The sequence below is a fragment of the Pseudomonas sp. B21-047 genome, from assembly GCF_024748775.1.
Taxonomy (GTDB): domain Bacteria; phylum Pseudomonadota; class Gammaproteobacteria; order Pseudomonadales; family Pseudomonadaceae; genus Aquipseudomonas; species Aquipseudomonas capeferrum.
This window is the reverse complement of the sequence record NZ_CP087169.1, coordinates 4,035,708-4,055,961: the sequence shown is the minus strand read 5'-3', so window position 1 is coordinate 4,055,961 and position 20,254 is coordinate 4,035,708. Positions and strand designations below refer to the sequence as shown.

Sequence of the window (20,254 nt, the reverse complement as noted above, 5' to 3'; positions counted from 1 at the left end):
AGATTGCGTGAGAATCCAACCACTGATCCTTGCTCTGGCCGTGCTCGGCCTGGCGGGTTGCGCCAACGACCCGGCGCCGAACGAGCAACTGCGCATTTCCGAGCAGGCGCTGGAACAGGCCAAGGCTGTCGGCGCCACCGACCAGGTCGAAGCGCTGAAGCTGGCCGAAGACAAGCTTGCCCGGGCCAAGACCAACATGCTCACCGAAGACTTTCGCGATGCGCGCATGCGTGCCGAGCAGGCTGAGCTGGATGCGCGCCTTGCCGAGGCGCAGGTGTTGAACCAGAAGAGTGAAGAGCAGCTGCAACTGCTGCAGTCGCGGGTCAAGCGCCTGCGCAAACAGCTGGAGGTGCAGCCATGATGCGTTCTACACCCATGGCCGCGCTGGTGTTGCTGGCGTTGACCGCAGGCTTGCAGGGTTGCGCCAGCCAGCGCAGCGAGGCGGCACTGGATGAGGCCAGTGCAACCTTCCAGAAGGTCAAGGACGATTCCGACGTGCTGCGCAGCGCACCCCGCGACGTGATCCGCGCAGGTGAATCACTGGCGCGGGCCGAGCGCCTTTCCAGTTATATCGGCACCGGCACCGATGTACGCCATTACGCCTACCTGAGTCAGCGCTACAGCGAAATCGCCAGCGAGCACGCCAAGCTCGCGCTGAACCAGGAGCGCCTGGCCAAGCTCGACCTTGAGCGTCAGCGTCTGCAGCTGGCGCTGCGTGAGGCGAAGCTGGCCAGCGTCCAGCAGCAAGGCAAGTGGGTCGAATCGCAGATTGCCGCGCTGGCTTCGGAGCAGACGGACCGTGGCCTGGTGATGACCCTGGGTGACGTGCTGTTCGACACCGGGCGTGCCGACCTTAAAAACTCGGCCAGCCGCACCGTGCTCAAGCTGGTGCAGTTCCTTCAACTCAATCCGCGCCGGGTGGTGCGAATCGAGGGGTATACCGACAGCACCGGTGCGCCGGAAGACAACCTGAAGCTTTCGCGTGATCGCGCGCAGGCAGTGGCCGACATGCTGGCGGACCTGGGTATCGACGAGAAGCGTCTGCAGGTTGAAGGCTACGGTGACCAGTACCCGATCGAGGCCAACGCGTCGGAGCGGGGCAGGGCGCAGAATCGCCGGGTCGAGATCGTCTTCTCTGATGACAAGGGCAAGCTCGCGCCGGCGCGTTGATCCCTTCAACGATCGACGAACAGTTGTAGGCGCGGCCTTGCGTCGCGAAAAGGGGGGGGCGAAGCAGGCTCCGGATTTTGCGCTGACACATAAAGCGCTGGGGCCGCGCTGCGGCCCTTTCGCGACGCAAGGCCGCTCCTACAACCAAGCACGCAATCCTGGGAAATTGGCCGGGTGCTGTCACGCAACTGTATTGTTGGCTATTCTGCAATCTGTCCCCGTACACTTCGCAACTGTTACGGTATTCTCTGCCGTCAGTGTGTCGCACAAGAATAACGAGCCCGTCCGCGCGTCGAGATATCGCCATGACTAACCTGCTGCTATATCAGCGTATCGCCCAGCAACTGGCCGATGACATCCGTCGCGGTGTCTACCAGCCAGGCGAGCGCGTGCCGTCGGTGCGCAAGATGAGCGCCCAGCTCAATGTCAGCCACGCCACGGTGCTGCAGGCCTATGCCAATCTCGAAGACCAGGGGCTGATCCGCGCGCGCCCGCAGTCGGGTTATTACGTTCACCAGACCCCGGCCCTCACTGCGCAAACGCCGGATATCGCCCGGGTGGAGCGCCCGGGCCTAGTGACCCGGGCAAGTATCATCCAGCAGGTATTGACCGAGGCGCGCCGCGATGGCGTATTTCCGTTCGGCGCAGCGGTGCCCCATGTGGACTACCTGCCGGTGCGCGCCCTGCATCAGCAGATTGCCAAGGTGACTCGCTTTCACAGCCCGCGCGCGTTCAGTTACATGTTCAGCCCGGGCTTTGAGCCGTTGCGCCGGCAGATTGCCATTCGCATGCGCGATGCCGGCGTGTTGGTAGACCCGCGTGAAGTCATCGTGACCCATGGCTGTGTCGATGCGCTGCAGATGTCGCTGCGGGTGCTGACTCGTCCAGGCGACCTGATCGCCGCCGAGTCCCCGACCTACTACGGCCTGCTGCAGTTGGCCGATTTGCTTGGCCTGAAGGTGATCGAGATCCCCAGCGACCCGTCTACGGGCATCAGCCTCGAGGCCTTGCAGTTGGCCGCCAACCAGTGGTCGATCAAGGCGCTGGTACTGACCTCGCGCCTGAGCAACCCGTTGGGTGGCACCATCCCTGAAGAACGCCAGAAGCAGTTGCTACGCCTGGCCTCGGACTTCGATATCCAGATCGTCGAAGACGACATCTATGGCGAGCTGATGTTCGAGCAGGGCAAGACCAAGGCGCTCAAGGCATTCGATCGGCTCGACCGGGTGATCTACTGCTCGAGTTTTTCCAAGACGTTGTCACCGGGTGTGCGGGTCGGCTGGATGGTGGCGGGGCGCTACCAGGATGAAATCCAGCGGCTGCAGACGTTCACCACCCATTCGGCGTGCAGCGTGACGCAGATGGGGGTGGCCGCCTATCTGGAGAACGGCGGCTATGACCGCCATCTGCGCTACATCCGCCAGGAGTACCGCAAGAACCTCAGTGCCTACCAGTTGGCGGTGCAACAGCACTTCCCTGAAGGCACCCAGATGACCCGGCCTACCGGTGGCTTCATCCTTTGGGTGAGCCTGCCGGGGCGGGTCAATACCCAGGACTTGCATGTGCGGGCGCTGGAGCAGGGTATCAGTATCGCGCCCGGGTTGATCTTCAGTAACACTGAGCAGTTCAACCACTGCATCCGGCTTAACTGCGGGATTCCGTGGAATAAAGAGGCCGAGCGGGCGGTGATCACCCTTGGCCTTTTGGCTCAGCAATTGTGCAGAGAGCCTACGGGTTCACTTTTGTAGGCTTGCCAGGCGCAGGCGGAACAGGGAGCATATGCATTTTTCCAGCCTGACTGTCGATGTCCATGAAACTGTTGCGCTGTATCGCCCTTAGTTTTTGCCTCGTGCCGCTCTGCCACTTTGGCGCAGTGGCGCAGGCTGCTCAGCCTGCCGCCGAGGCACAGGCTCGCCAGGCCAAGCCTGCGCAGAAGGCCCCTGCCAAGCCTGTGTCGAAGCAGGCTGTCAGCAAGGCCAAGCCCAAGCCAAAGCCAAAGCCAAAGCCAAAGTCTGCGCGCAAGCCGGTCAGCAAGGCGGTGGCCAAGCCGCTGCCCCAGCCCAAGCTCGACCTGAGCCTGCCTGTCGAAATGGTCAATGACCTTGAGCCGAATGTCGGCAGTTCGGCCACACGGCGCAAACCTTTGCTGCCCGCAATGTTTACCGAAAAACCCCAGGGCGATGAAAGCCCGTTCCAGCTCAATGGCCGATTGATCAGCAATGAAATGCAACTGCAGTTGCGCAATGAAAGCCGCCGCGATGTTGAAGGGGCAGCGATCGAATTCGAGTACCGCCAGTAGCCAGTGAACTGACTGCCGGGTCACGGCAGATTTCATCGGGCCAGCAATTTCAAACGCACGTTTGAGCGGTTACTATCCGGGGACGTTCGTCCCATTTTGCTCCACAGAGACCTGATTTTGATGAGTAGCCATGAATTGCCGTGAGGGGTGTGGTGCCTGCTGCATCGCCCCGTCCATAAGCTCTGCCATGCCGCGCATGCCGCATGGCAAGCCGGCCGGTGAACGCTGCCTGCACCTGACTGTCGACAACCTCTGCGACCTGTTCGGCAAGCCCGAACGCCCGGCGGTGTGCGGCGGTTTCAAGGCGGATGTCGAGGTGTGCGGCAGTGATCGCGATGAGGCAATCAGGATTCTCGGCTGGTGGGAGCAGATGACGGCGGCGTGACAGGCTGGATCTTCGACAACAAGGATAAAGATGATGAGATCGTTCAAGCGTATTGCACTGCTGTGTGGCATGGGTGTGTTGCTGGCGCCCGCCGCCTGGGCCGAGAACTGGCAGGTGGCCAAGGACGAGGAGGGCATCAAGGTCTCCCTCAGTGAAGTGGCGGGCTCCAAGTACAAGGCCTATCGCGGTGTCACCGTGATCAAGGCGCCACTGGCCAAGGTCCAGGCGCTGCAAGAAGACGTGGTCGGGGCTTGTGCCTGGATTCACGAGTGCAAGTCGCAGAAGCTGCTCAAGCACGAAGGCGACCAGAGCTGGACCTACACCCAGTTCAATACGCCCTGGCCGGTGACGCCGCGCGATTCGGTGCTGCATGTCACCACGGTCAAGGGTGCGGATGGCAGTCTGACGCGCAACCTGAAGGAAGAGCCGACCTATATCCCGGAAGAGAAGGGCTTTGTGCGAGTGGCGAAGGTCGAGGGCTTCTGGAAGTTGGTACCCAAGGGGGACAGCACGGAAGTGACCTATCAGGTGCACACCGAGCCGGGTGGCAGTGTGCCGGCGATGGTGGCCAACAAATTCGTGGTCGATGCGCCGTTCAATACCCTGAAAGGGTTGCGTGAGCGGGCCGAGAAAAACTGAATGAGTCGGGTTGCCTGCTAGGCAATAAAAAAGGCTGCCCGAGGGCAGCCTTTTTGCGTTCGGCTCGATGAGCTTACTTGCGGTCTTTCAGTGCAGCGATGTCGCGCTTCTGCTCGCCGGTGTACAGCTGGCGCGGGCGGCCAATCTTGTACGGGCTGGAGAGCATTTCTTTCCAGTGCGAGATCCAGCCTACAGTACGTGCCAGGGCGAAGATCACGGTGAACATGCTGGTCGGAATGCCGATCGCCTTGAGGATGATCCCCGAGTAGAAGTCGACGTTCGGGTACAGCGAGCGCTCGATGAAGTACGGATCGGTCAGGGCGATCTCTTCCAGGCGCATGGCCAGTTCCAGCTGCGGGTCGTTCTTGATGCCCAGCTCGCGCAGGACTTCGTCGCAGGTCTGCTTCATCACGGTGGCGCGCGGGTCGCGGTTCTTGTACACGCGGTGACCGAAGCCCATGAGCTTGAACGGGTCGTTCTTGTCCTTGGCCTTGGCGATGAAGGTGTCGATGTTCGAGACATCGCCGATTTCATCGAGCATGGTCAGTACGGCTTCGTTCGCACCGCCGTGGGCAGGGCCCCACAGTGCAGCGATACCGGCGGCGATACAGGCGAACGGGTTGGCGCCCGACGAGCCGGCCAGGCGCACGGTGGAGGTGGAGGCGTTCTGCTCGTGGTCGGCGTGGAGGATGAAGATCCGGTCCATTGCCTTGGCCAGCACCGGGCTGATCGGTTTGATCTCGCACGGGGTGTTGAACATCATGTGCAGGAAGTTTTCCGCGTACGACAGGTCGTTGCGCGGGTACATCATCGGCTGGCCCATGGAGTACTTGTAAACCATCGCGGCCAGGGTCGGCATTTTGGCGACCAGGCGCACCGCGGAGATTTCGCGGTGTTGCGGGTTATTGATGTCCAGGGAGTCGTGGTAGAACGCCGACAGGGCGCCGACCACGCCGCACATCACCGCCATCGGGTGAGCGTCGCGGCGGAAACCGTTGAAGAAGGACTTCAGCTGCTCGTGAACCATGGTGTGGTTCTTCACGGTGCTGACGAACTGAGCCTTCTGCTCGGCATTCGGCAATTCGCCGTTGAGCAGCAGGTAGCAGGTTTCGAGGTAGTCCGACTGCTCGGCGAGCTGTTCGATCGGGTAGCCGCGGTGCAGCAGAATACCCTTGTCGCCGTCGATGTAGGTGATCTTCGACTCGCACGAGGCGGTCGCCATGAAACCAGGGTCGAAGGTGAAGTGACCTGTGGCCCCCAACCCGCGGACGTCGATTACATCAGGACCAACGGTGCCGGTTAAAATGGGCAGCTCGACGGGGGCAGCGCCCTCGATGACCAACTGCGCTTTTTTGTCAGCCATGTGGCCTCCTATTAATGCTTGAAATCATCAGACAGACCCCCCACGCAGGGCCCGCACCACTATAGAGGGATAAATTCAGATGTCAATTTGCCTAAAGGCTGGTTGAAACGGGCTTCGAGGCCTGATTTTTCTCGAAATTGTCGCCCATTTACGCCTTTTGCTGGCTAAAGGCAATGCGCTATTTGGGCTACCCCATCACGTTGTCATAAGCAGCCTAACTGTCTATACTCGGCACCCGACCGCCAGGGGCTTGCAAGCCCGAACTGCTGGGGGTCGCCGTTCCCTGGGTGGTGGGTACCTGACCAGTACACTTACCAACAACTTTGCCCTGTTCGCTAGGGGCTCTTCAGTGTGAAAAAAGCCGTGAAAAGCCAACGACCTGTAAACCTAGACCTAAGGACCATCAAGCTCCCGATCACCGCGTACACGTCCATTCTGCACCGTATCTCCGGCGTCATCCTGTTCCTCGGCCTGGCCATCATGCTTTATGCATTGGGCAAGTCCCTGGGTTCCGAGGAAGGCTTCGGTGAGGTGAAGGCGTGTCTGACCAGTCCGCTGGCCAAACTGGTGACCTGGGCCCTGCTGTCCGCCCTGCTGTATCACCTGGTGGCAGGTGTACGCCACCTGATCATGGACATGGGCATCGGTGAGACGCTGGAAGGCGGCAAGCTGGGCTCGAAAATCGTGATTGTCATCTCCGTGGTGGTGATCGTTCTGGTGGGAGTTTGGGTATGGTAACCAATGTCACGAACCTGTCGCGTTCGGGCCTCTATGACTGGATGGCACAGCGCGTCTCTGCGGTCGTTCTCGCGGCTTACTTCCTCTTCCTGATCGGTTACGTCGTAGCCCACCCAGGTATCGACTATGCCCAGTGGCACGGTCTGTTCTCCAACAACGCGATGCGGATCTTCAGTCTGCTGGCCCTCGTTGCCCTGGGCGCTCACGCCTGGGTCGGCATGTGGACCATTGCCACCGACTACCTGACGCCGATGGCGTTCGGCAAGTCGGCAACTGCGATTCGTTTCCTGTTCCAGGCGGTATGCGGCGTTGCGATGTTCGCTTACTTCGTCTGGGGTGTGCAGATTCTCTGGGGTATCTGATCCATGGCTAGCATTCCTACTATTTCCTTCGACGCCATCATCATTGGTGGCGGCGGCGCCGGCATGCGCGCAGCGCTGCAGCTGGCACAGGGCGGTCACAAGACTGCCGTGGTCACCAAGGTCTTCCCGACCCGTTCGCACACTGTATCCGCCCAGGGCGGCATCACCTGCGCCATCGCTTCGGCCGACCCGAACGACGACTGGCGCTGGCACATGTACGATACCGTCAAAGGTTCCGACTACATCGGTGACCAGGACGCTATCGAATACATGTGTCAGGAAGGCCCGGCTGCGGTCTTCGAGCTGGACCACATGGGCCTGCCGTTCTCGCGCACCGAAACCGGCCGTATCTACCAGCGTCCGTTCGGTGGCCAGTCCAAGGACTTCGGCAAAGGCGGCCAGGCTGCTCGTACCTGTGCAGCGTCCGACCGTACCGGTCACGCACTGCTGCACACCCTCTATCAGGGCAACCTGAAAGCGGGCACCACCTTCCTGAACGAGTACTACGCGGTTGACCTGGTGAAGAACCAGGACGGCGCGTTCGTCGGTGTGATCGCGATCTGCATCGAAACCGGCGAAACCCTGTACATCAAGTCCAAGGCCACCGTTCTGGCTACTGGCGGTGCGGGCCGTATCTACGCCTCGACCACCAACGCCCTGATCAACACCGGTGACGGTGTCGGCATGGCCCTGCGTGCCGGCGTGCCGGTGCAGGACATCGAAATGTGGCAGTTCCACCCAACCGGCATCGCCGGCGCCGGTGTACTGGTCACCGAGGGTTGCCGCGGTGAAGGTGGCTACCTGATCAACGCCCACGGCGAGCGCTTCATGGAGCGTTACGCGCCGAACGCGAAAGACCTGGCCGGCCGCGACGTGGTTGCCCGTTCCATGGTCAAAGAGATCATCGCCGGCAACGGCGTGGGCCCGAACAAGGACCACGTACTGCTGAAGCTGGACCACCTGGGCGAGGAAGTGCTGCACAGCCGTCTGCCAGGTATCTGCGAACTGTCCAAGACCTTCGCCCACGTCGACCCGGTTGTCGCGCCGGTGCCGGTCGTACCGACCTGCCACTACATGATGGGTGGTGTTGCCACCAACATTCATGGCCAGGCCATCACCATGGACGCCGAAGGCAAGGACCACATCATCCCGGGCCTGTTCGCCGTAGGTGAAGTGGCGTGCGTATCGGTCCACGGTGCCAACCGCCTGGGCGGCAACTCGCTGCTCGACCTGGTAGTGTTTGGCCGTGCTGCCGGCCTGCACCTGGAGAAGGCGCTGACCGAAGGCGTCGAGTACCGCGATGCCAGCGATACCGATGTCGACGTTGCCCTGAACCGCCTGAACAAGCTCAACGAGCGCACCACTGGCGAAGACGTGGCAAGCCTCAAGCGCGAGCTGCAAAGCTGCATGCAGAACTACTTCGGTGTATTCCGTACTGGCGAATACATGCAGAAGGGTATCGAGCAGCTGGCGGGCCTGCGTGACCGCATCGCCAACGTGAAGATCAACGACAAGTCCCAGGCCTTCAACACCGCGCGTATCGAAGCGCTGGAGCTGCAGAACCTGCTGGAAGTTGCCGAAGCTACCGCCATTGCGGCCGAAGCCCGTAAAGAGTCGCGCGGCGCTCACGCCCGTGAAGACTTCGAAGACCGTGACGACGAGAACTGGCTGTGCCACACCCTGTACTACCCGGGTGAGAAGCGCGTTGCCAAGCGTGGCGTCAACTTTGCGCCGAAGACCGTACCGGCCTTCGAGCCAAAAATCCGGACTTACTAAGGGTGGCTGCTATGTTGAAAGTCGAAGTTTACCGTTACAACCCCGACACCGACTCGGCGCCCAAGATGGAGTCGTTCGACGTCGATACCGGCGGCAAGGACCTGATGGTTCTGGACGTGCTGGCACTGATCAAGGAAAAGGACGAGGGTTTCTCGTACCGTCGCTCGTGCCGTGAAGGCGTGTGCGGTTCCGATGGCATGAACATGAACGGCAAGAATGGCCTGGCCTGCATCACCCCGCTGTCGGGCGTGGTCAAGGGCAACAAGCTGGTGCTGCGCCCGCTGCCGGGCCTGCCGGTCATTCGTGACCTGGTCGTCGACATGAGCATCTTCTACAAGCAGTACGAGAAGGTGAAGCCATTCCTGCAGAACGATACGCCGCCTCCGGCTATCGAGCGTCTGCAGTCGCCAGAAGAGCGTGACAAGCTGGACGGTCTGTACGAGTGCATTCTGTGCGCTTGCTGCTCGACTTCCTGCCCATCGTTCTGGTGGAACCCGGACAAGTTCCTGGGCCCCGCTGCTTTGCTGCAGGCCTATCGCTTCCTGGCCGACAGCCGTGACACCAAGACTCAGGAGCGCCTGGCGTCCCTGGATGACCCGTTCAGCGTATTCCGCTGCCGCGGGATCATGAACTGCGTAAACGTTTGCCCGAAAGGTCTGAACCCGACCAAGGCAATCGGTCACGTACGTAACATGCTGCTGCAAAGCGGCACCTGATTCATCGAGTTGTACCTGCAGTAAGCCGAGGTGCGGGTGGTGAGCCCGCACTGAGGTAAAACTCGAGCAAGGGCCCACAAAGCCCGCGCTCATTACCTATGAAGATATGAGACCAGCAGGGGCTTTCCGGGCTGGTACCCGGAAAATCAGCAGGATCCAAGTGGCGTGGTTCAGTCGCTGTGTTCGGACTTTTCCAGGTTTGCTGTGGCTCTCGCCGATCGTCCCCTAACCGAGGGTGACCAAGCATGCAAGAAAGCGTGATGCAGCGCATGTGGGAAAGCGCCCACCTTTCAGGTGGTAACGCTGCATATGTGGAAGAGCTCTACGAACTCTACCTGCACGACCCTAACGCTGTGCCAGAAGAGTGGCGCACTTACTTCCAGAAGTTGCCAGCCGACGGCAGCACCGCTACCGATGTATCGCACTCTACAATCCGCGACCATTTCGTACTGCTGGCAAAGAACCAGCGCCGCGCCCAACCGGTATCCGCCGGGAGCGTGAGCAGTGAACACGAGAAGAAGCAGGTTGAAGTTCTGCGACTGATCCAGGCCTATCGTATGCGCGGTCATCAGGCTGCCAAGCTCGACCCGTTGGGGTTGTGGCAGCGCCCTGCGCCCGTAGACCTGTCGATCAATCACTACGGCTTGACCAATGCCGATCTTGATACGACCTTCCGTGCCGGCGACCTGTTCATCGGCAAAGAGGAAGCGAGCCTACGCGAGATCTTCGAGGCGCTCCAGAAGACATATTGTCGCACCATTGGCGCCGAGTTCACCCATATCGTCGATTCCGAGCAGCGCAGCTGGTTCCAGCAGCGTCTCGAAAGCGTGCGCGGCCGTCCGGAGTTTTCCGCTGACGTGCAGGCCCACCTGCTCGAGCGCGTGACCGCCGGTGAAGGGCTTGAGAAGTACCTGGGCACCAAGTATCCGGGCACCAAGCGTTTCGGCCTGGAGGGTGGCGAAAGCCTGATCCCGATGCTGGACGAGATGATCCAGCGCTCCGGCTCCTACGGCACCAAGGAAGTCGTGATCGGCATGGCCCACCGTGGCCGTCTGAACGTGCTGGTCAACACCTTCGGCAAGAACCCGCGCGAGCTGTTCGACGAGTTCGAAGGCAAGAAGATGAACGAGCTGGGCTCCGGTGACGTCAAGTATCACCAGGGCTTCTCTTCGAACGTGATGACCACCGGTGGCGAAGTTCACCTGGCCATGGCGTTCAACCCGTCCCACCTGGAAATCGTCTCGCCAGTGGTCGAGGGTTCGGTGCGCGCCCGTCAGGACCGTCGCAACGACACCGTTGGCGACAAGGTACTGCCGATCTCGATTCACGGTGATGCGGCATTCGCCGGCCAGGGCGTGGTCCTGGAAACCTTCCAGATGTCGCAGACCCGCGGTTTCAAGACCGGCGGTACCGTGCACATCGTGATCAACAACCAGGTCGGCTTCACCATCAGCAACCCGCTGGATGCGCGCTCCACCGAGTACGCCACCGACGTTGCCAAGATGATTCAGGCGCCGATCCTGCACGTCAACGGGGATGACCCGGAAGCCGTGCTGTTCGTGACCCAGCTGGCCATCGATTACCGCATGCAGTTCAAGCGTGACGTGGTCGTCGACCTGGTCTGCTACCGCCGTCGCGGCCACAACGAGGCCGACGAGCCGAACGGTACCCAGCCGCTGATGTATCAGCAGATCAGCAAACAGCGCACCACCCGTGAGCTGTATGCCGAGGCACTGATCCAGGCCGGTCGCATCGACGCCGAGCGTGCTCAGGCCAAGATCGACGAGTACCGCAACGCCCTGGACAACGGCCTGCACGTGGTCAAGAGCCTGGTCAAGGAGCCGAACCGCGAGCTGTTCGTCGACTGGCGTCCGTACCTGGGCCACGCCTGGACCGCGCGTCACGACACCCGTTTCGACCTCAAGACCCTGCAGGACCTGTCGGCCAAGCTGCTCGAGCTGCCGGAAGGCTTCGTCGTCCAGCGTCAGGTGTCGAAGATCTACGAAGATCGCCAGAAGATGCAGGCCGGTGGCTTGCCGATCAACTGGGGTTACGCAGAGACCATGGCGTACGCCACCCTGCAATTCGAAGGTCACCCGATCCGCATGACCGGCCAGGACATCGGCCGTGGCACCTTCTCGCACCGCCACGCGGTGTTGCACAACCAGAAGGACGCCAGCACCTACGTACCGCTGCAGAACCTGTTCCCGGGCCAGCCGCGCTTCGACCTGTACGACTCCTTCCTTTCGGAAGAAGCGGTACTGGCCTTCGAATACGGCTACTCGACCACCACGCCGAACGCGCTGGTGATCTGGGAAGCCCAGTTCGGCGACTTCGCCAACGGTGCGCAAGTGGTGATCGACCAGTTCATCACCAGCGGTGAGCACAAGTGGGGCCGCCTGTGCGGTCTGACCATGCTGCTGCCGCACGGCTACGAAGGGCAGGGGCCGGAGCACTCCTCCGCGCGTCTGGAGCGTTACCTGCAGCTGTGCGCCGAGCACAACATCCAGGTGTGCGTACCGACTACCCCGGCACAGATCTACCACCTGCTGCGTCGCCAGGTCATCCGTCCGCTGCGCAAGCCGCTGATCGTCCTGACGCCGAAGTCGCTGCTGCGCCACAAGCTGGCCATCTCGACCCTGGAAGACCTGGCAGAAGGTTCGTTCCAAACCGTGATCCCGGAAATCGACAACCTCGATCCGGCCAAGGTCGAACGCCTGGTCCTGTGCAGCGGCAAGGTCTACTACGACCTGCTGGAAAAACGCCGTGCCGAAGGCCGTGAAGACATCGCGATCGTGCGTATCGAGCAGCTGTATCCGTTCCCGGAAGACGACCTGGTCGAAATCCTGGCGCCATACACCAACCTCAAGCATGCCGTCTGGTGTCAGGAAGAACCGATGAACCAGGGCGCCTGGTACAGCAGCCAGCACCACATGCGCCGTATCCTGGGCCGCCACAACAAGGCACTGGTCCTGGAATACGCCGGCCGCGACGCTTCTGCCGCGCCAGCCTGTGGTTACGCTTCGAAGCACGCCGAACAGCAGGAAAAACTGCTGCAAGACGCCTTCACTGTCTAACGCCTTCGCGCACCTGAAACCGAATTTAAGGAAACACAGATAATGGCTATCGAGATCAAAGCCCCAACCTTCCCGGAATCGGTTGCCGATGGCACCGTTGCCACCTGGCACAAGAAGCCGGGCGAAGCCGTCAAACGTGACGAGCTGATCGTCGACATCGAGACCGACAAAGTCGTCCTGGAAGTCCTGGCCACCGCCGATGGCGTGATGGGTGACATCGTCAAGGGCGAGGGCGACACCGTCCTGTCCGACGAAGTGCTGGGTTCGATCGTTGAAGGTGGCGCTGCTGCCGCGCCTGCCGCTGCCCCAGCCGCTGCTGCCCCGGCTGCCGCTGCCGCCGATGCTGGCGAAGACGACCCGGTTGCCGCGCCTGCCGCGCGCAAGCTGGCCGAAGAAAACGGTATCGACCTGGCTACCGTTGCCGGCACCGGCAAAGGCGGTCGCGTTACCAAGGAAGACGTGGTTGCTGCAGTCGCCAACAAGAAGTCGGCCCCTGCCGCTGCACCGGCTGCCAAGCCTGCCGCTGCTGCCCCGGTTGTGACCGCCGCTGGTGATCGCACCGAGAAGCGCGTGCCGATGACCCGTCTGCGTGCCAAGATTGCCGAGCGTCTGGTCGAAGCCCAGTCCAACATGGCGATGCTGACCACCTTCAACGAAGTCGACATGACCGAAGTCATGGCCCTGCGTTCGAAGTACAAGGACCTGTTCGAGAAGACCCACAACGGCGTACGCCTGGGCTTCATGTCGTTCTTCGTCAAGGCCGCCACCGAAGCCCTGAAGCGCTTCCCGGCTGTCAACGCCTCGATCGACGGCAACGACATCGTCTACCACGGCTTCGCCGACGTCGGCGTTGCCGTCTCCAGCGACCGTGGCCTGGTGGTTCCAGTACTGCGTAACGCCGAGTCGATGAGCCTGGCTGAAATCGAGAACGGCATCGCCACCTTTGGCAAGAAGGCCCGTGACGGCAAGCTGTCGATCGAAGAGATGACCGGCGGCACCTTCACCATCACCAACGGTGGCACCTTCGGTTCGATGATGTCGACCCCGATCGTCAACCCGCCGCAGGCTGCTATTCTCGGCATGCACAACATCATCCAGCGCCCGATGGCCATCAACGGCCAAGTGGTCATCCGCCCAATGATGTACTTGGCGCTGTCGTACGATCACCGCCTGATCGACGGCAAGGAAGCGGTAACCTTCCTGGTCACCATCAAGAACCTGCTGGAAGATCCGTCTCGCCTGCTGCTGGACATCTAATCGCGCAGCTGTAAGCTGCAAGCCGCAAGCTTCAAGCCGAAGCCTGCTGGTCTTGCGGCTTGCAGCTTGCCGCTTGAAGCTAAAAAGGAATCTTTTATGACCCAGAAATTCGACGTAGTGGTGATTGGTGCAGGTCCTGGCGGCTATGTGGCTGCCATCAAGGCTGCCCAACTTGGTCTGAAGACTGCCTGTATCGAGAAATACACCGACGCCGAGGGCAAACTGGCCCTGGGCGGCACCTGCCTGAACGTAGGTTGCATTCCGTCCAAGGCGCTGCTGGACAGCTCCTGGAAGTACAAGGAAGCCAAAGAGAGCTTCAACGTCCACGGTATCTCCACTGGCGAAGTGAAGATGGACGTTGCCGCGATGGTCGGCCGCAAGGCGGGTATCGTCAAGAACCTGACCGGCGGCGTTGCCACCCTGTTCAAGGCCAATGGCGTTACTTCGATCCAGGGCCACGGCAAACTGCTGGCTGGCAAGAAAGTCGAAGTCACCAAGGCTGACGGCACCACCGAAATCATCGAAGCCGAGAACGTGATCCTGGCCTCCGGTTCGCGTCCGATCGACATTCCGCCGGCTCCGGTCGACCAGAACGTCATCGTCGACTCCACCGGCGCCCTGGAATTCCAGACCGTGCCACAGCGTCTGGGCGTGATCGGCGCCGGCGTCATCGGCCTGGAGCTGGGTTCGGTGTGGTCGCGCCTGGGTGCCCAGGTCACCGTCCTGGAAGCCCTGGACACCTTCCTGATGGCTGCCGACACCGCAGTGTCGAAAGAAGCCCAGAAGACCCTGACCAAGCAAGGCCTGGACATCAAGCTGGGCGCGCGCGTCACTGGCTCGAAAGTCAATGGCAACGAAGTCGAAGTCACCTACACCGATGCCAACGGCGAGCAGAAGATCACCTTCGACAAGCTGATCGTCGCGGTCGGCCGCCGTCCAGTGACCACTGATCTGCTGGCTTCGGACAGCGGCGTGACCATCGACGAGCGTGGCTACATCTTCGTTGACGATCACTGCGCTACCAGCGTTCCGGGCGTGTTCGCCATCGGTGACGTGGTTCGCGGCATGATGCTGGCGCACAAGGCCTCGGAAGAGGGCATCATGGTTGTCGAGCGCATCAAAGGCCACAAGGCCCAGATGAACTACGACCTGATCCCATCGGTTATCTACACCCATCCGGAAATCGCGTGGGTCGGCAAGACCGAACAGTCCTTGAAGGCCGAGGGTGTTGAGGTTAACGTAGGCACCTTCCCGTTCGCGGCCAGCGGCCGTGCGATGGCGGCCAACGACACCGGTGGTTTCGTCAAGGTCATCGCCGATGCCAAGACCGACCGCGTACTGGGTGTGCACGTGATTGGCCCATCCGCTGCCGAGCTGGTACAGCAGGGCGCAATCGCAATGGAATTCGGCACCAGTGCCGAGGATCTGGGCATGATGGTCTTCAGCCATCCAACCCTGTCCGAAGCGTTGCATGAAGCAGCGCTGGCAGTGAATGGCGGCGCCATTCACGTAGCCAACCGTAAGAAGCGTTAATTATAAGAAACCACGGCGGGCTGCCCGTCGTGAGTCTTGCGTGCATGACTCACCGCGGAAAGTTCGCCGGATCGGACTACACGGGATAACCCGGGGTCAACGGTCACAGGTGGTGCGGCGCCAGTAATGGCGCAGCGCCGAAGCGCAGTACCTAACGAAGACGGTAAAAAGCATGAATCTTCACGAGTATCAGGGTAAGCAGCTGTTCGCTGAATACGGCCTGCCAGTATCCAAGGGTTTCGCTGTCGATACCCCTGAAGCTGCAGCAGAAGCTTGCGACAAGATCGGCGGTTCCGAGTGGGTTGTAAAAGCCCAGGTTCACGCAGGTGGTCGCGGTAAAGCGGGCGGCGTCAAGCTGGTTCGCAGCAAGGAAGACGCCAAGGCGTTCGCTGCGCAATGGTTGGGCAAGCGCCTGGTAACCTACCAGACCGACGCCAACGGTCAGCCAGTGACCAAGATCCTGGTCGAGTCCTGCACTGACATCGCCAAAGAGCTGTACCTGGGCGCTGTAGTCGATCGCTCGAGCCGCCGCATCGTGTTCATGGCCTCCACCGAAGGTGGCGTGGACATCGAGAAAGTTGCTCACGAAACTCCTGAGAAGATCATCAAGGCTACTATCGATCCACTGGTCGGCGCACAGCCGTTCCAGGGTCGTGAACTGGCATTCCAGCTGGGTCTGGAAGGCAAGCAAGTTGCACAGTTCGCCAAGATTTTCGTAGGCCTGGCCAAGCTGTTCAAAGAACACGACCTGGCCCTGCTGGAAGTCAACCCGCTGGTCATCAAGGCCGACGGCGACCTGCACTGCCTGGATGCGAAGATCAACATCGATGCAAACGCCATGTACCGCCAGCCTAAGCTGAAAACCTTCCACGACCCGTCGCAGGACGATCCTCGTGAAGCCCACGCTGCCAGCTTCGAGCTGAACTACGTGGCCCTGGAAGGCAACATCGGCTGCATGGTCAACGGTGCTGGCCTGGCCATGGGTACCATGGACATCGTCAACCTGCATGGTGGCAAGCCAGCCAACTTCCTCGACGTTGGCGGCGGTGCTACCAAAGAGCGCGTTACCGAAGCGTTCAAGATCATTCTGTCCGACAGCAATGTCGCGGCCGTTCTGGTCAACATCTTCGGCGGCATCGTTCGCTGCGACATGATTGCCGAAGGCATCATCGGTGCAGTGAAAGAAGTCGGCGTTAAAGTTCCGGTTGTCGTTCGCCTCGAAGGCAACAACGCCGAACTGGGCGCTAAAGTACTGGCAGAAAGCGGTTTGAACATCATTGCGGCAACCAGCCTGACCGACGCTGCTCAACAAGTTGTCAAAGCTGCGGAGGGCAAGTAATGAGCGTCCTGATCAATAAAGACACCAAAGTCATCTGCCAGGGCTTCACCGGCTCGCAGGGTACTTTCCACTCCGAACAAGCCATCGCCTACGGCACCAAGATGGTCGGCGGCGTTACCCCAGGCAAGGGTGGCACCACCCACCTGGGCCTGCCGGTGTTCAACACCGTCAAGGAAGCCGTGGAAGCGACCGGCGCTGATGCTTCGGTCATCTACGTTCCGGCTCCGTTCTGCAAAGACTCGATCCTGGAAGCTGCCTTCGGCGGCATCAAGCTGATCGTCTGCATCACCGAAGGCATTCCTACCCTGGACATGCTGGATGCCAAGGTCAAGTGCGACGAGCTGGGCGTTACCCTGATCGGCCCTAACTGCCCAGGTGTCATCACCCCGGGCGAGTGCAAGATCGGCATCATGCCAGGCCACATCCACCTGCCAGGCAAAGTCGGTATCGTTTCGCGTTCCGGCACCCTGACCTATGAAGCGGTCAAGCAGACCACCGACGCCGGCTTCGGCCAGTCGACCTGCGTCGGCATCGGCGGTGACCCGATCCCAGGCTCCAACTTCATCGACATCCTGAAGCTGTTCCAGGAAGACCCGAAGACCGAAGCGATCGTCATGATCGGCGAGATCGGCGGTTCGGCTGAAGAAGAAGCCGCGGCCTACATCAAGGCCCACGTCACCAAGCCTGTCGTTTCCTACATCGCCGGTGTTACCGCACCTGCGGGCAAGCGCATGGGCCATGCTGGCGCCATCATCTCTGGCGGCAAAGGCACTGCGGACGAGAAGTTCGCTGCGCTGCAGGACGCAGGTGTTAAAACCGTGCGTTCGCTGGCCGACATCGGCAAGGCCCTGGCCGAGCTGACTGGCTGGGAAGCCAAGAAGTAATACGCTTTACCCCCCACGCGCACAAAGGCCACCTTCGGGTGGCCTTTGTCGTTATCAGCATTGTGTTTTTTGCCCCGCGAAGAGGCCTGAACAGACAACCAGGAATTTTCGATGGGTATGATAGGAATTTTCACAAAGACGTTTTTCCGATCCCTGAGATAATTGCACCGTCCCCGGTCGCACAGACGACAAACACATACGCACATCGGACAAGCAGCACTGTGCCAGTGCGTTTGACTGTCAAAACAGTTAATCTACGCGTTCACTCTGTGCCCGTCCCCCAAAAGGGAACGACACGCTAAACGGGTCTGGCTCATCAAGCCGGGCAGCATTTCCCTCATCCATGGGGAAATCCCTTCTCGAATCCCGATTTCAGCAGTGTGGTACTACCTCAAATGAAAGTTTTAAAAGGCCAGGATATCCTGGCGCTTGGCTTTATGACGTTTGCGCTTTTCGTAGGCGCCGGCAATATCATCTTCCCGCCTATCGTCGGCCTGCAGTCTGGCCCGCACGTATGGATGGCTGCCTTGGGCTTCCTGGTGACCGCCGTGGGCCTACCGGTCATCACCGTGGTCGCGCTGGCCAAGGTCGGTGGCGGCATGGATGCCCTGAGCAGCCCGATCGGCAAGTTCTTCGGTGGCCTGTTGGCGGCCGTGTGCTACTTGTCGGTCGGCCCGCTGTTCGCGACGCCGCGTACCGCGACCGTGTCGTTCGAGGTCGGTGTGGCACCGTTGACCGGCGAAAGCCCGTTGGCGCTGTTCCTCTACAGCCTGGTGTACTTCATCGTGGTGCTGGCGGTGTCCATGTATCCGGGCAAGCTGCTCGATACCGTGGGGCGCTTCCTCGCGCCGCTGAAGATCATCGCCTTGGCGGTGCTGGGTATCGCGGCGTTCGCGCTGCCGGCTGGCACCATCGGTGAAGCGCAACCTGCCTATGCGGCTGCGGCGTTCTCCAAGGGCTTCTCCGATGGCTACCTGACCATGGATACCCTGGGCGCGCTGGTGTTCGGTATTGTCATCGTCAATGCCATCCGCTCGCGAGGCGTCGAATCGCCGAAGCTGATTACCCGCTATGCCATCATCGCCGGCTTGATCGCCGGTGTCGGCCTGGCCCTGGTGTACATCAGCCTGTTCCGCCTGGGGGCGGGCAGCCACGATATCGCGGCTGACGCCACCAACGGTGCGGCCGTATTGCATGCCTATGTGCAGCATACCTTTGGCTCGCTCGGCAGTGGCTTCCTGGCCGTGCTGATCGCGTTGGCGTGCCTGGTGACCGCGGTCGGCCTGACCTGCGCCTGTGCCGAGTACTTCAGCCAGATGCTGCCGTTGTCGTATCGCGCACTGGTGGTGATCTTGGCGGGCTTCTCGTTGCTGATCTCCAACCTGGGCCTGACCAAGCTGATCATGTTCTCGATCCCGGTACTGACGGCGATCTACCCGCCGTGCATCGTGGTGGTGGGCCTGAGCTTCGTCAAAGACCTGTGGAACTCGCCAACGCGCATTCTCGCACCGGTCATGCTGGTGTCGCTGGTGTTCGGCGTCGTCGATGCGATCAAAGGCAGCAGCCTGGCGCATGTACTGCCGGACGCCGTCGCTCACCTGCCGCTGGGTGATCAGGGCCTGGCCTGGCTGGTGCCGTCGGTGGTGACCCTGGCCGCGGCCGTGATCTACGACCGCATGCTGGGCAAGCCGCGCGAGGCGCTGGCCTGATAGGTTGAAGCCTGAGGGCTGCACCGGCCACAAGCCACAGGGTGCCAGCCAGCGGTTTACACCTGAAACCCCGTCTCCGAATGGATGCGGGGTTTTTTGTTGTTTGCCTGGGGCGTTTTTGCAGACGGTTGCGCGAAGCGGCATTATTCGTTGCGGTGGTGTGCCTTTTGCTGCTTGCGGGCGTCGAAACCCGGTCTCTATTCTTTGTGCACCTGGCTTTCGGGAAACCTGCATGAACTTCATTCAAAGCAACTTCAACAACCTGCTGGCAATCTGCTGGTTCGCAGCCTGCTGGGGCGGCTACACCCGTTATGCCATCTGGAAGGGCCGCGACACCGCTTGCCTGGCCAGCGTGCTGCACCTGTACCGCGAAGACTGGATGCGGCGCATGTTGATGCGCGACAACCGCATCGCCGATGCCAGCGTGATCGGCAACCTGGAGCGCAACGCTTCGTTTTTCGCCTCAAGTACCTTGATCATTCTTGCGGGTATTCTCACTGTACTTGGTGCCTCGGACAGGGCGCTGTCGCTGCTGGCCGACCTGCCCTTGGTGCAGCAGACGTCCCAAGGTATGTCGGAAATCAAGTTGCTGTGCCTGGCGACGGTCTTCGTTTATGCCTTCTTCACCTTCAGCTGGTGCATGCGTCAGTACAACTTCGCGGCGGTGCTGGTAGGGTCGGCGCCGATGATTGGCGAGCGCCTGGTCAATGAGCTGGAGCGCAAGGCATTTGCCTCGCGCGCCGCGCGGGTGTTGTCGCTGGCGGCCAACCAGTTCAACTTGGGGTTGCGCGCGTATTACTTTGGCATGGCCCTGTTGAGCTGGTTTATCAGCCCCTGGTTGTTCATGGTGATGAGTGTCGGGGTTGTATTGATTCTCTATCGCCGTGAGTTCCATTCCGATGTGCTGGATGTGATGGTGTTCACACCCACGGAAAGTGCGCCGGTGGATGTCGCTAAGGAGGGCTCGGCTTCCGGCAACTGAAACGTTTAATCGTTAAACTTCAGGC

18 protein-coding genes are annotated in these 20,254 nt (G+C 60.8%); 17 read left to right on the top strand and 1 reads right to left on the bottom strand.

What is annotated here, in order from left to right; genetic code table 11:
* Positions 1–7: 7 nt before the first annotated feature.
* The 6 genes from LOY26_RS18425 (at position 8) to LOY26_RS18400 (ending at position 4,493) form a co-directional block, all read left to right on the top strand.
* The gene (locus LOY26_RS18425) at positions 8–361 is read left to right on the top strand and encodes a DUF4398 domain-containing protein (RefSeq protein WP_033699285.1); all 354 of its coding nucleotides are present in this window, start codon (positions 8–10) and stop codon (positions 359–361) included.
* The gene (locus tag LOY26_RS18420) at positions 358–1,170 is read left to right on the top strand and encodes an OmpA family protein (RefSeq protein ID WP_033699283.1); all 813 of its coding nucleotides are present in this window, start codon (positions 358–360) and stop codon (positions 1,168–1,170) included. The genes LOY26_RS18425 and LOY26_RS18420 overlap by 4 nt, the downstream gene beginning before the upstream one ends.
* Before the next feature lie 305 nt (positions 1,171–1,475).
* Positions 1,476–2,918 (top strand): PLP-dependent aminotransferase family protein, encoded by a 1,443-nt coding sequence (locus LOY26_RS18415; RefSeq protein ID WP_033699281.1) that lies wholly within the window; start codon positions 1,476–1,478, stop codon positions 2,916–2,918.
* Between the two features lie 62 nt (positions 2,919–2,980).
* Complete coding sequence (locus tag LOY26_RS18410; RefSeq protein ID WP_033699280.1) at positions 2,981–3,469, top strand: hypothetical protein; 489 nt, start codon at positions 2,981–2,983, stop codon at positions 3,467–3,469.
* Between the two features lie 130 nt (positions 3,470–3,599).
* Positions 3,600–3,854, top strand: coding sequence for a YkgJ family cysteine cluster protein (locus tag LOY26_RS18405; protein WP_033699278.1), 255 nt, complete (start codon positions 3,600–3,602; stop codon positions 3,852–3,854).
* A gap of 33 nt (positions 3,855–3,887) precedes the next feature.
* A complete protein-coding gene (locus LOY26_RS18400; protein ID WP_033699277.1) occupies positions 3,888–4,493 on the top strand; it encodes an START domain-containing protein in 606 nt (201 codons plus the stop codon).
* A 73-nt stretch (positions 4,494–4,566) separates the two neighbouring features.
* Here the strand turns inward: LOY26_RS18400 and gltA are convergent, their stop codons facing one another.
* Positions 4,567–5,856, bottom strand: a complete 1,290-nt coding sequence (gene gltA / locus LOY26_RS18395) for a citrate synthase (protein ID WP_019472041.1) — start codon at positions 5,854–5,856, stop codon at positions 4,567–4,569.
* A 351-nt stretch (positions 5,857–6,207) separates the two neighbouring features.
* On the opposite strand from gltA, the gene sdhC reads away from it, so the two are divergent.
* The 11 genes from sdhC to LOY26_RS18340 all read left to right on the top strand — a co-directional run bounded on the left by sdhC (position 6,208) and on the right by LOY26_RS18340 (position 20,229).
* Entirely contained in the window at positions 6,208–6,594 is a 387-nt protein-coding gene (gene sdhC, locus LOY26_RS18390) for a succinate dehydrogenase, cytochrome b556 subunit (RefSeq protein ID WP_077068487.1), read from the top strand.
* Positions 6,588–6,956 carry a succinate dehydrogenase, hydrophobic membrane anchor protein gene (gene sdhD / locus LOY26_RS18385; protein ID WP_027592876.1) on the top strand — a complete coding sequence of 123 codons (369 nt, stop codon included), beginning with the start codon at positions 6,588–6,590 and terminating at the stop codon, positions 6,954–6,956. Before sdhC ends, sdhD begins: the two co-directional genes overlap by 7 nt.
* A gap of 3 nt (positions 6,957–6,959) precedes the next feature.
* On the top strand, positions 6,960–8,732 hold the full coding sequence (sdhA, locus tag LOY26_RS18380; protein ID WP_027592875.1) for a succinate dehydrogenase flavoprotein subunit: 1,773 nt from the start codon (positions 6,960–6,962) through the stop codon (positions 8,730–8,732).
* An 11-nt stretch (positions 8,733–8,743) separates the two neighbouring features.
* Positions 8,744–9,448, top strand: a complete 705-nt coding sequence (locus tag LOY26_RS18375) for a succinate dehydrogenase iron-sulfur subunit (protein WP_033699275.1) — start codon at positions 8,744–8,746, stop codon at positions 9,446–9,448.
* Between the two features lie 245 nt (positions 9,449–9,693).
* Positions 9,694–12,525, top strand: a complete 2,832-nt coding sequence (locus tag LOY26_RS18370) for a 2-oxoglutarate dehydrogenase E1 component (protein WP_033699274.1) — start codon at positions 9,694–9,696, stop codon at positions 12,523–12,525.
* A gap of 42 nt (positions 12,526–12,567) precedes the next feature.
* Positions 12,568–13,782 (top strand): 2-oxoglutarate dehydrogenase complex dihydrolipoyllysine-residue succinyltransferase, encoded by a 1,215-nt coding sequence (odhB, locus tag LOY26_RS18365; RefSeq protein WP_033699273.1) that lies wholly within the window; start codon positions 12,568–12,570, stop codon positions 13,780–13,782.
* Between the two features lie 96 nt (positions 13,783–13,878).
* On the top strand, positions 13,879–15,315 hold the full coding sequence (gene lpdA, locus LOY26_RS18360) for a dihydrolipoyl dehydrogenase (protein WP_033699271.1): 1,437 nt from the start codon (positions 13,879–13,881) through the stop codon (positions 15,313–15,315).
* 172 nt (positions 15,316–15,487) lie between these two features.
* Entirely contained in the window at positions 15,488–16,654 is a 1,167-nt protein-coding gene (gene sucC, locus LOY26_RS18355) for an ADP-forming succinate--CoA ligase subunit beta (protein WP_008091914.1), read from the top strand.
* Positions 16,654–17,538, top strand: coding sequence for a succinate--CoA ligase subunit alpha (sucD, locus tag LOY26_RS18350; protein ID WP_003254203.1), 885 nt, complete (start codon positions 16,654–16,656; stop codon positions 17,536–17,538). Before sucC ends, sucD begins: the two co-directional genes overlap by 1 nt.
* A 395-nt stretch (positions 17,539–17,933) precedes the next feature.
* Positions 17,934–19,247 (top strand): branched-chain amino acid transport system II carrier protein, encoded by a 1,314-nt coding sequence (brnQ, locus tag LOY26_RS18345; RefSeq protein WP_186657255.1) that lies wholly within the window; start codon positions 17,934–17,936, stop codon positions 19,245–19,247.
* A 232-nt stretch (positions 19,248–19,479) separates the two neighbouring features.
* Complete coding sequence (locus LOY26_RS18340) at positions 19,480–20,229, top strand: DUF599 domain-containing protein (protein WP_186663282.1); 750 nt, start codon at positions 19,480–19,482, stop codon at positions 20,227–20,229.
* The last annotated feature ends 25 nt before the right edge of the window (positions 20,230–20,254 follow it).

What these genes read in the sequence shown, in the direction of transcription:
- LOY26_RS18420 (WP_033699283.1), top strand. Translation starts at nt 358, where the DNA reads ATGATGCGTTCTACACCCATGGCCGCGCTGGTGTTGCTGGCGTTGACC.
- LOY26_RS18415 (WP_033699281.1), top strand. Translation starts at nt 1,476, where the DNA reads ATGACTAACCTGCTGCTATATCAGCGTATCGCCCAGCAACTGGCCGAT.
- LOY26_RS18410 (WP_033699280.1), top strand. Translation starts at nt 2,981, where the DNA reads ATGAAACTGTTGCGCTGTATCGCCCTTAGTTTTTGCCTCGTGCCGCTC.
- LOY26_RS18405 (WP_033699278.1), top strand. Translation starts at nt 3,600, where the DNA reads ATGAATTGCCGTGAGGGGTGTGGTGCCTGCTGCATCGCCCCGTCCATA.
- LOY26_RS18400 (WP_033699277.1), top strand. Translation starts at nt 3,888, where the DNA reads ATGAGATCGTTCAAGCGTATTGCACTGCTGTGTGGCATGGGTGTGTTG.
- gltA (WP_019472041.1), bottom strand. Translation starts at nt 5,856, where the DNA reads ATGGCTGACAAAAAAGCGCAGTTGGTCATCGAGGGCGCTGCCCCCGTC.
- sdhD (WP_027592876.1), top strand. Translation starts at nt 6,588, where the DNA reads ATGGTAACCAATGTCACGAACCTGTCGCGTTCGGGCCTCTATGACTGG.
- sdhA (WP_027592875.1), top strand. Translation starts at nt 6,960, where the DNA reads ATGGCTAGCATTCCTACTATTTCCTTCGACGCCATCATCATTGGTGGC.
- LOY26_RS18375 (WP_033699275.1), top strand. Translation starts at nt 8,744, where the DNA reads ATGTTGAAAGTCGAAGTTTACCGTTACAACCCCGACACCGACTCGGCG.
- LOY26_RS18370 (WP_033699274.1), top strand. Translation starts at nt 9,694, where the DNA reads ATGCAAGAAAGCGTGATGCAGCGCATGTGGGAAAGCGCCCACCTTTCA.
- odhB (WP_033699273.1), top strand. Translation starts at nt 12,568, where the DNA reads ATGGCTATCGAGATCAAAGCCCCAACCTTCCCGGAATCGGTTGCCGAT.
- lpdA (WP_033699271.1), top strand. Translation starts at nt 13,879, where the DNA reads ATGACCCAGAAATTCGACGTAGTGGTGATTGGTGCAGGTCCTGGCGGC.
- sucC (WP_008091914.1), top strand. Translation starts at nt 15,488, where the DNA reads ATGAATCTTCACGAGTATCAGGGTAAGCAGCTGTTCGCTGAATACGGC.
- sucD (WP_003254203.1), top strand. Translation starts at nt 16,654, where the DNA reads ATGAGCGTCCTGATCAATAAAGACACCAAAGTCATCTGCCAGGGCTTC.
- brnQ (WP_186657255.1), top strand. Translation starts at nt 17,934, where the DNA reads ATGAAAGTTTTAAAAGGCCAGGATATCCTGGCGCTTGGCTTTATGACG.
- LOY26_RS18340 (WP_186663282.1), top strand. Translation starts at nt 19,480, where the DNA reads ATGAACTTCATTCAAAGCAACTTCAACAACCTGCTGGCAATCTGCTGG.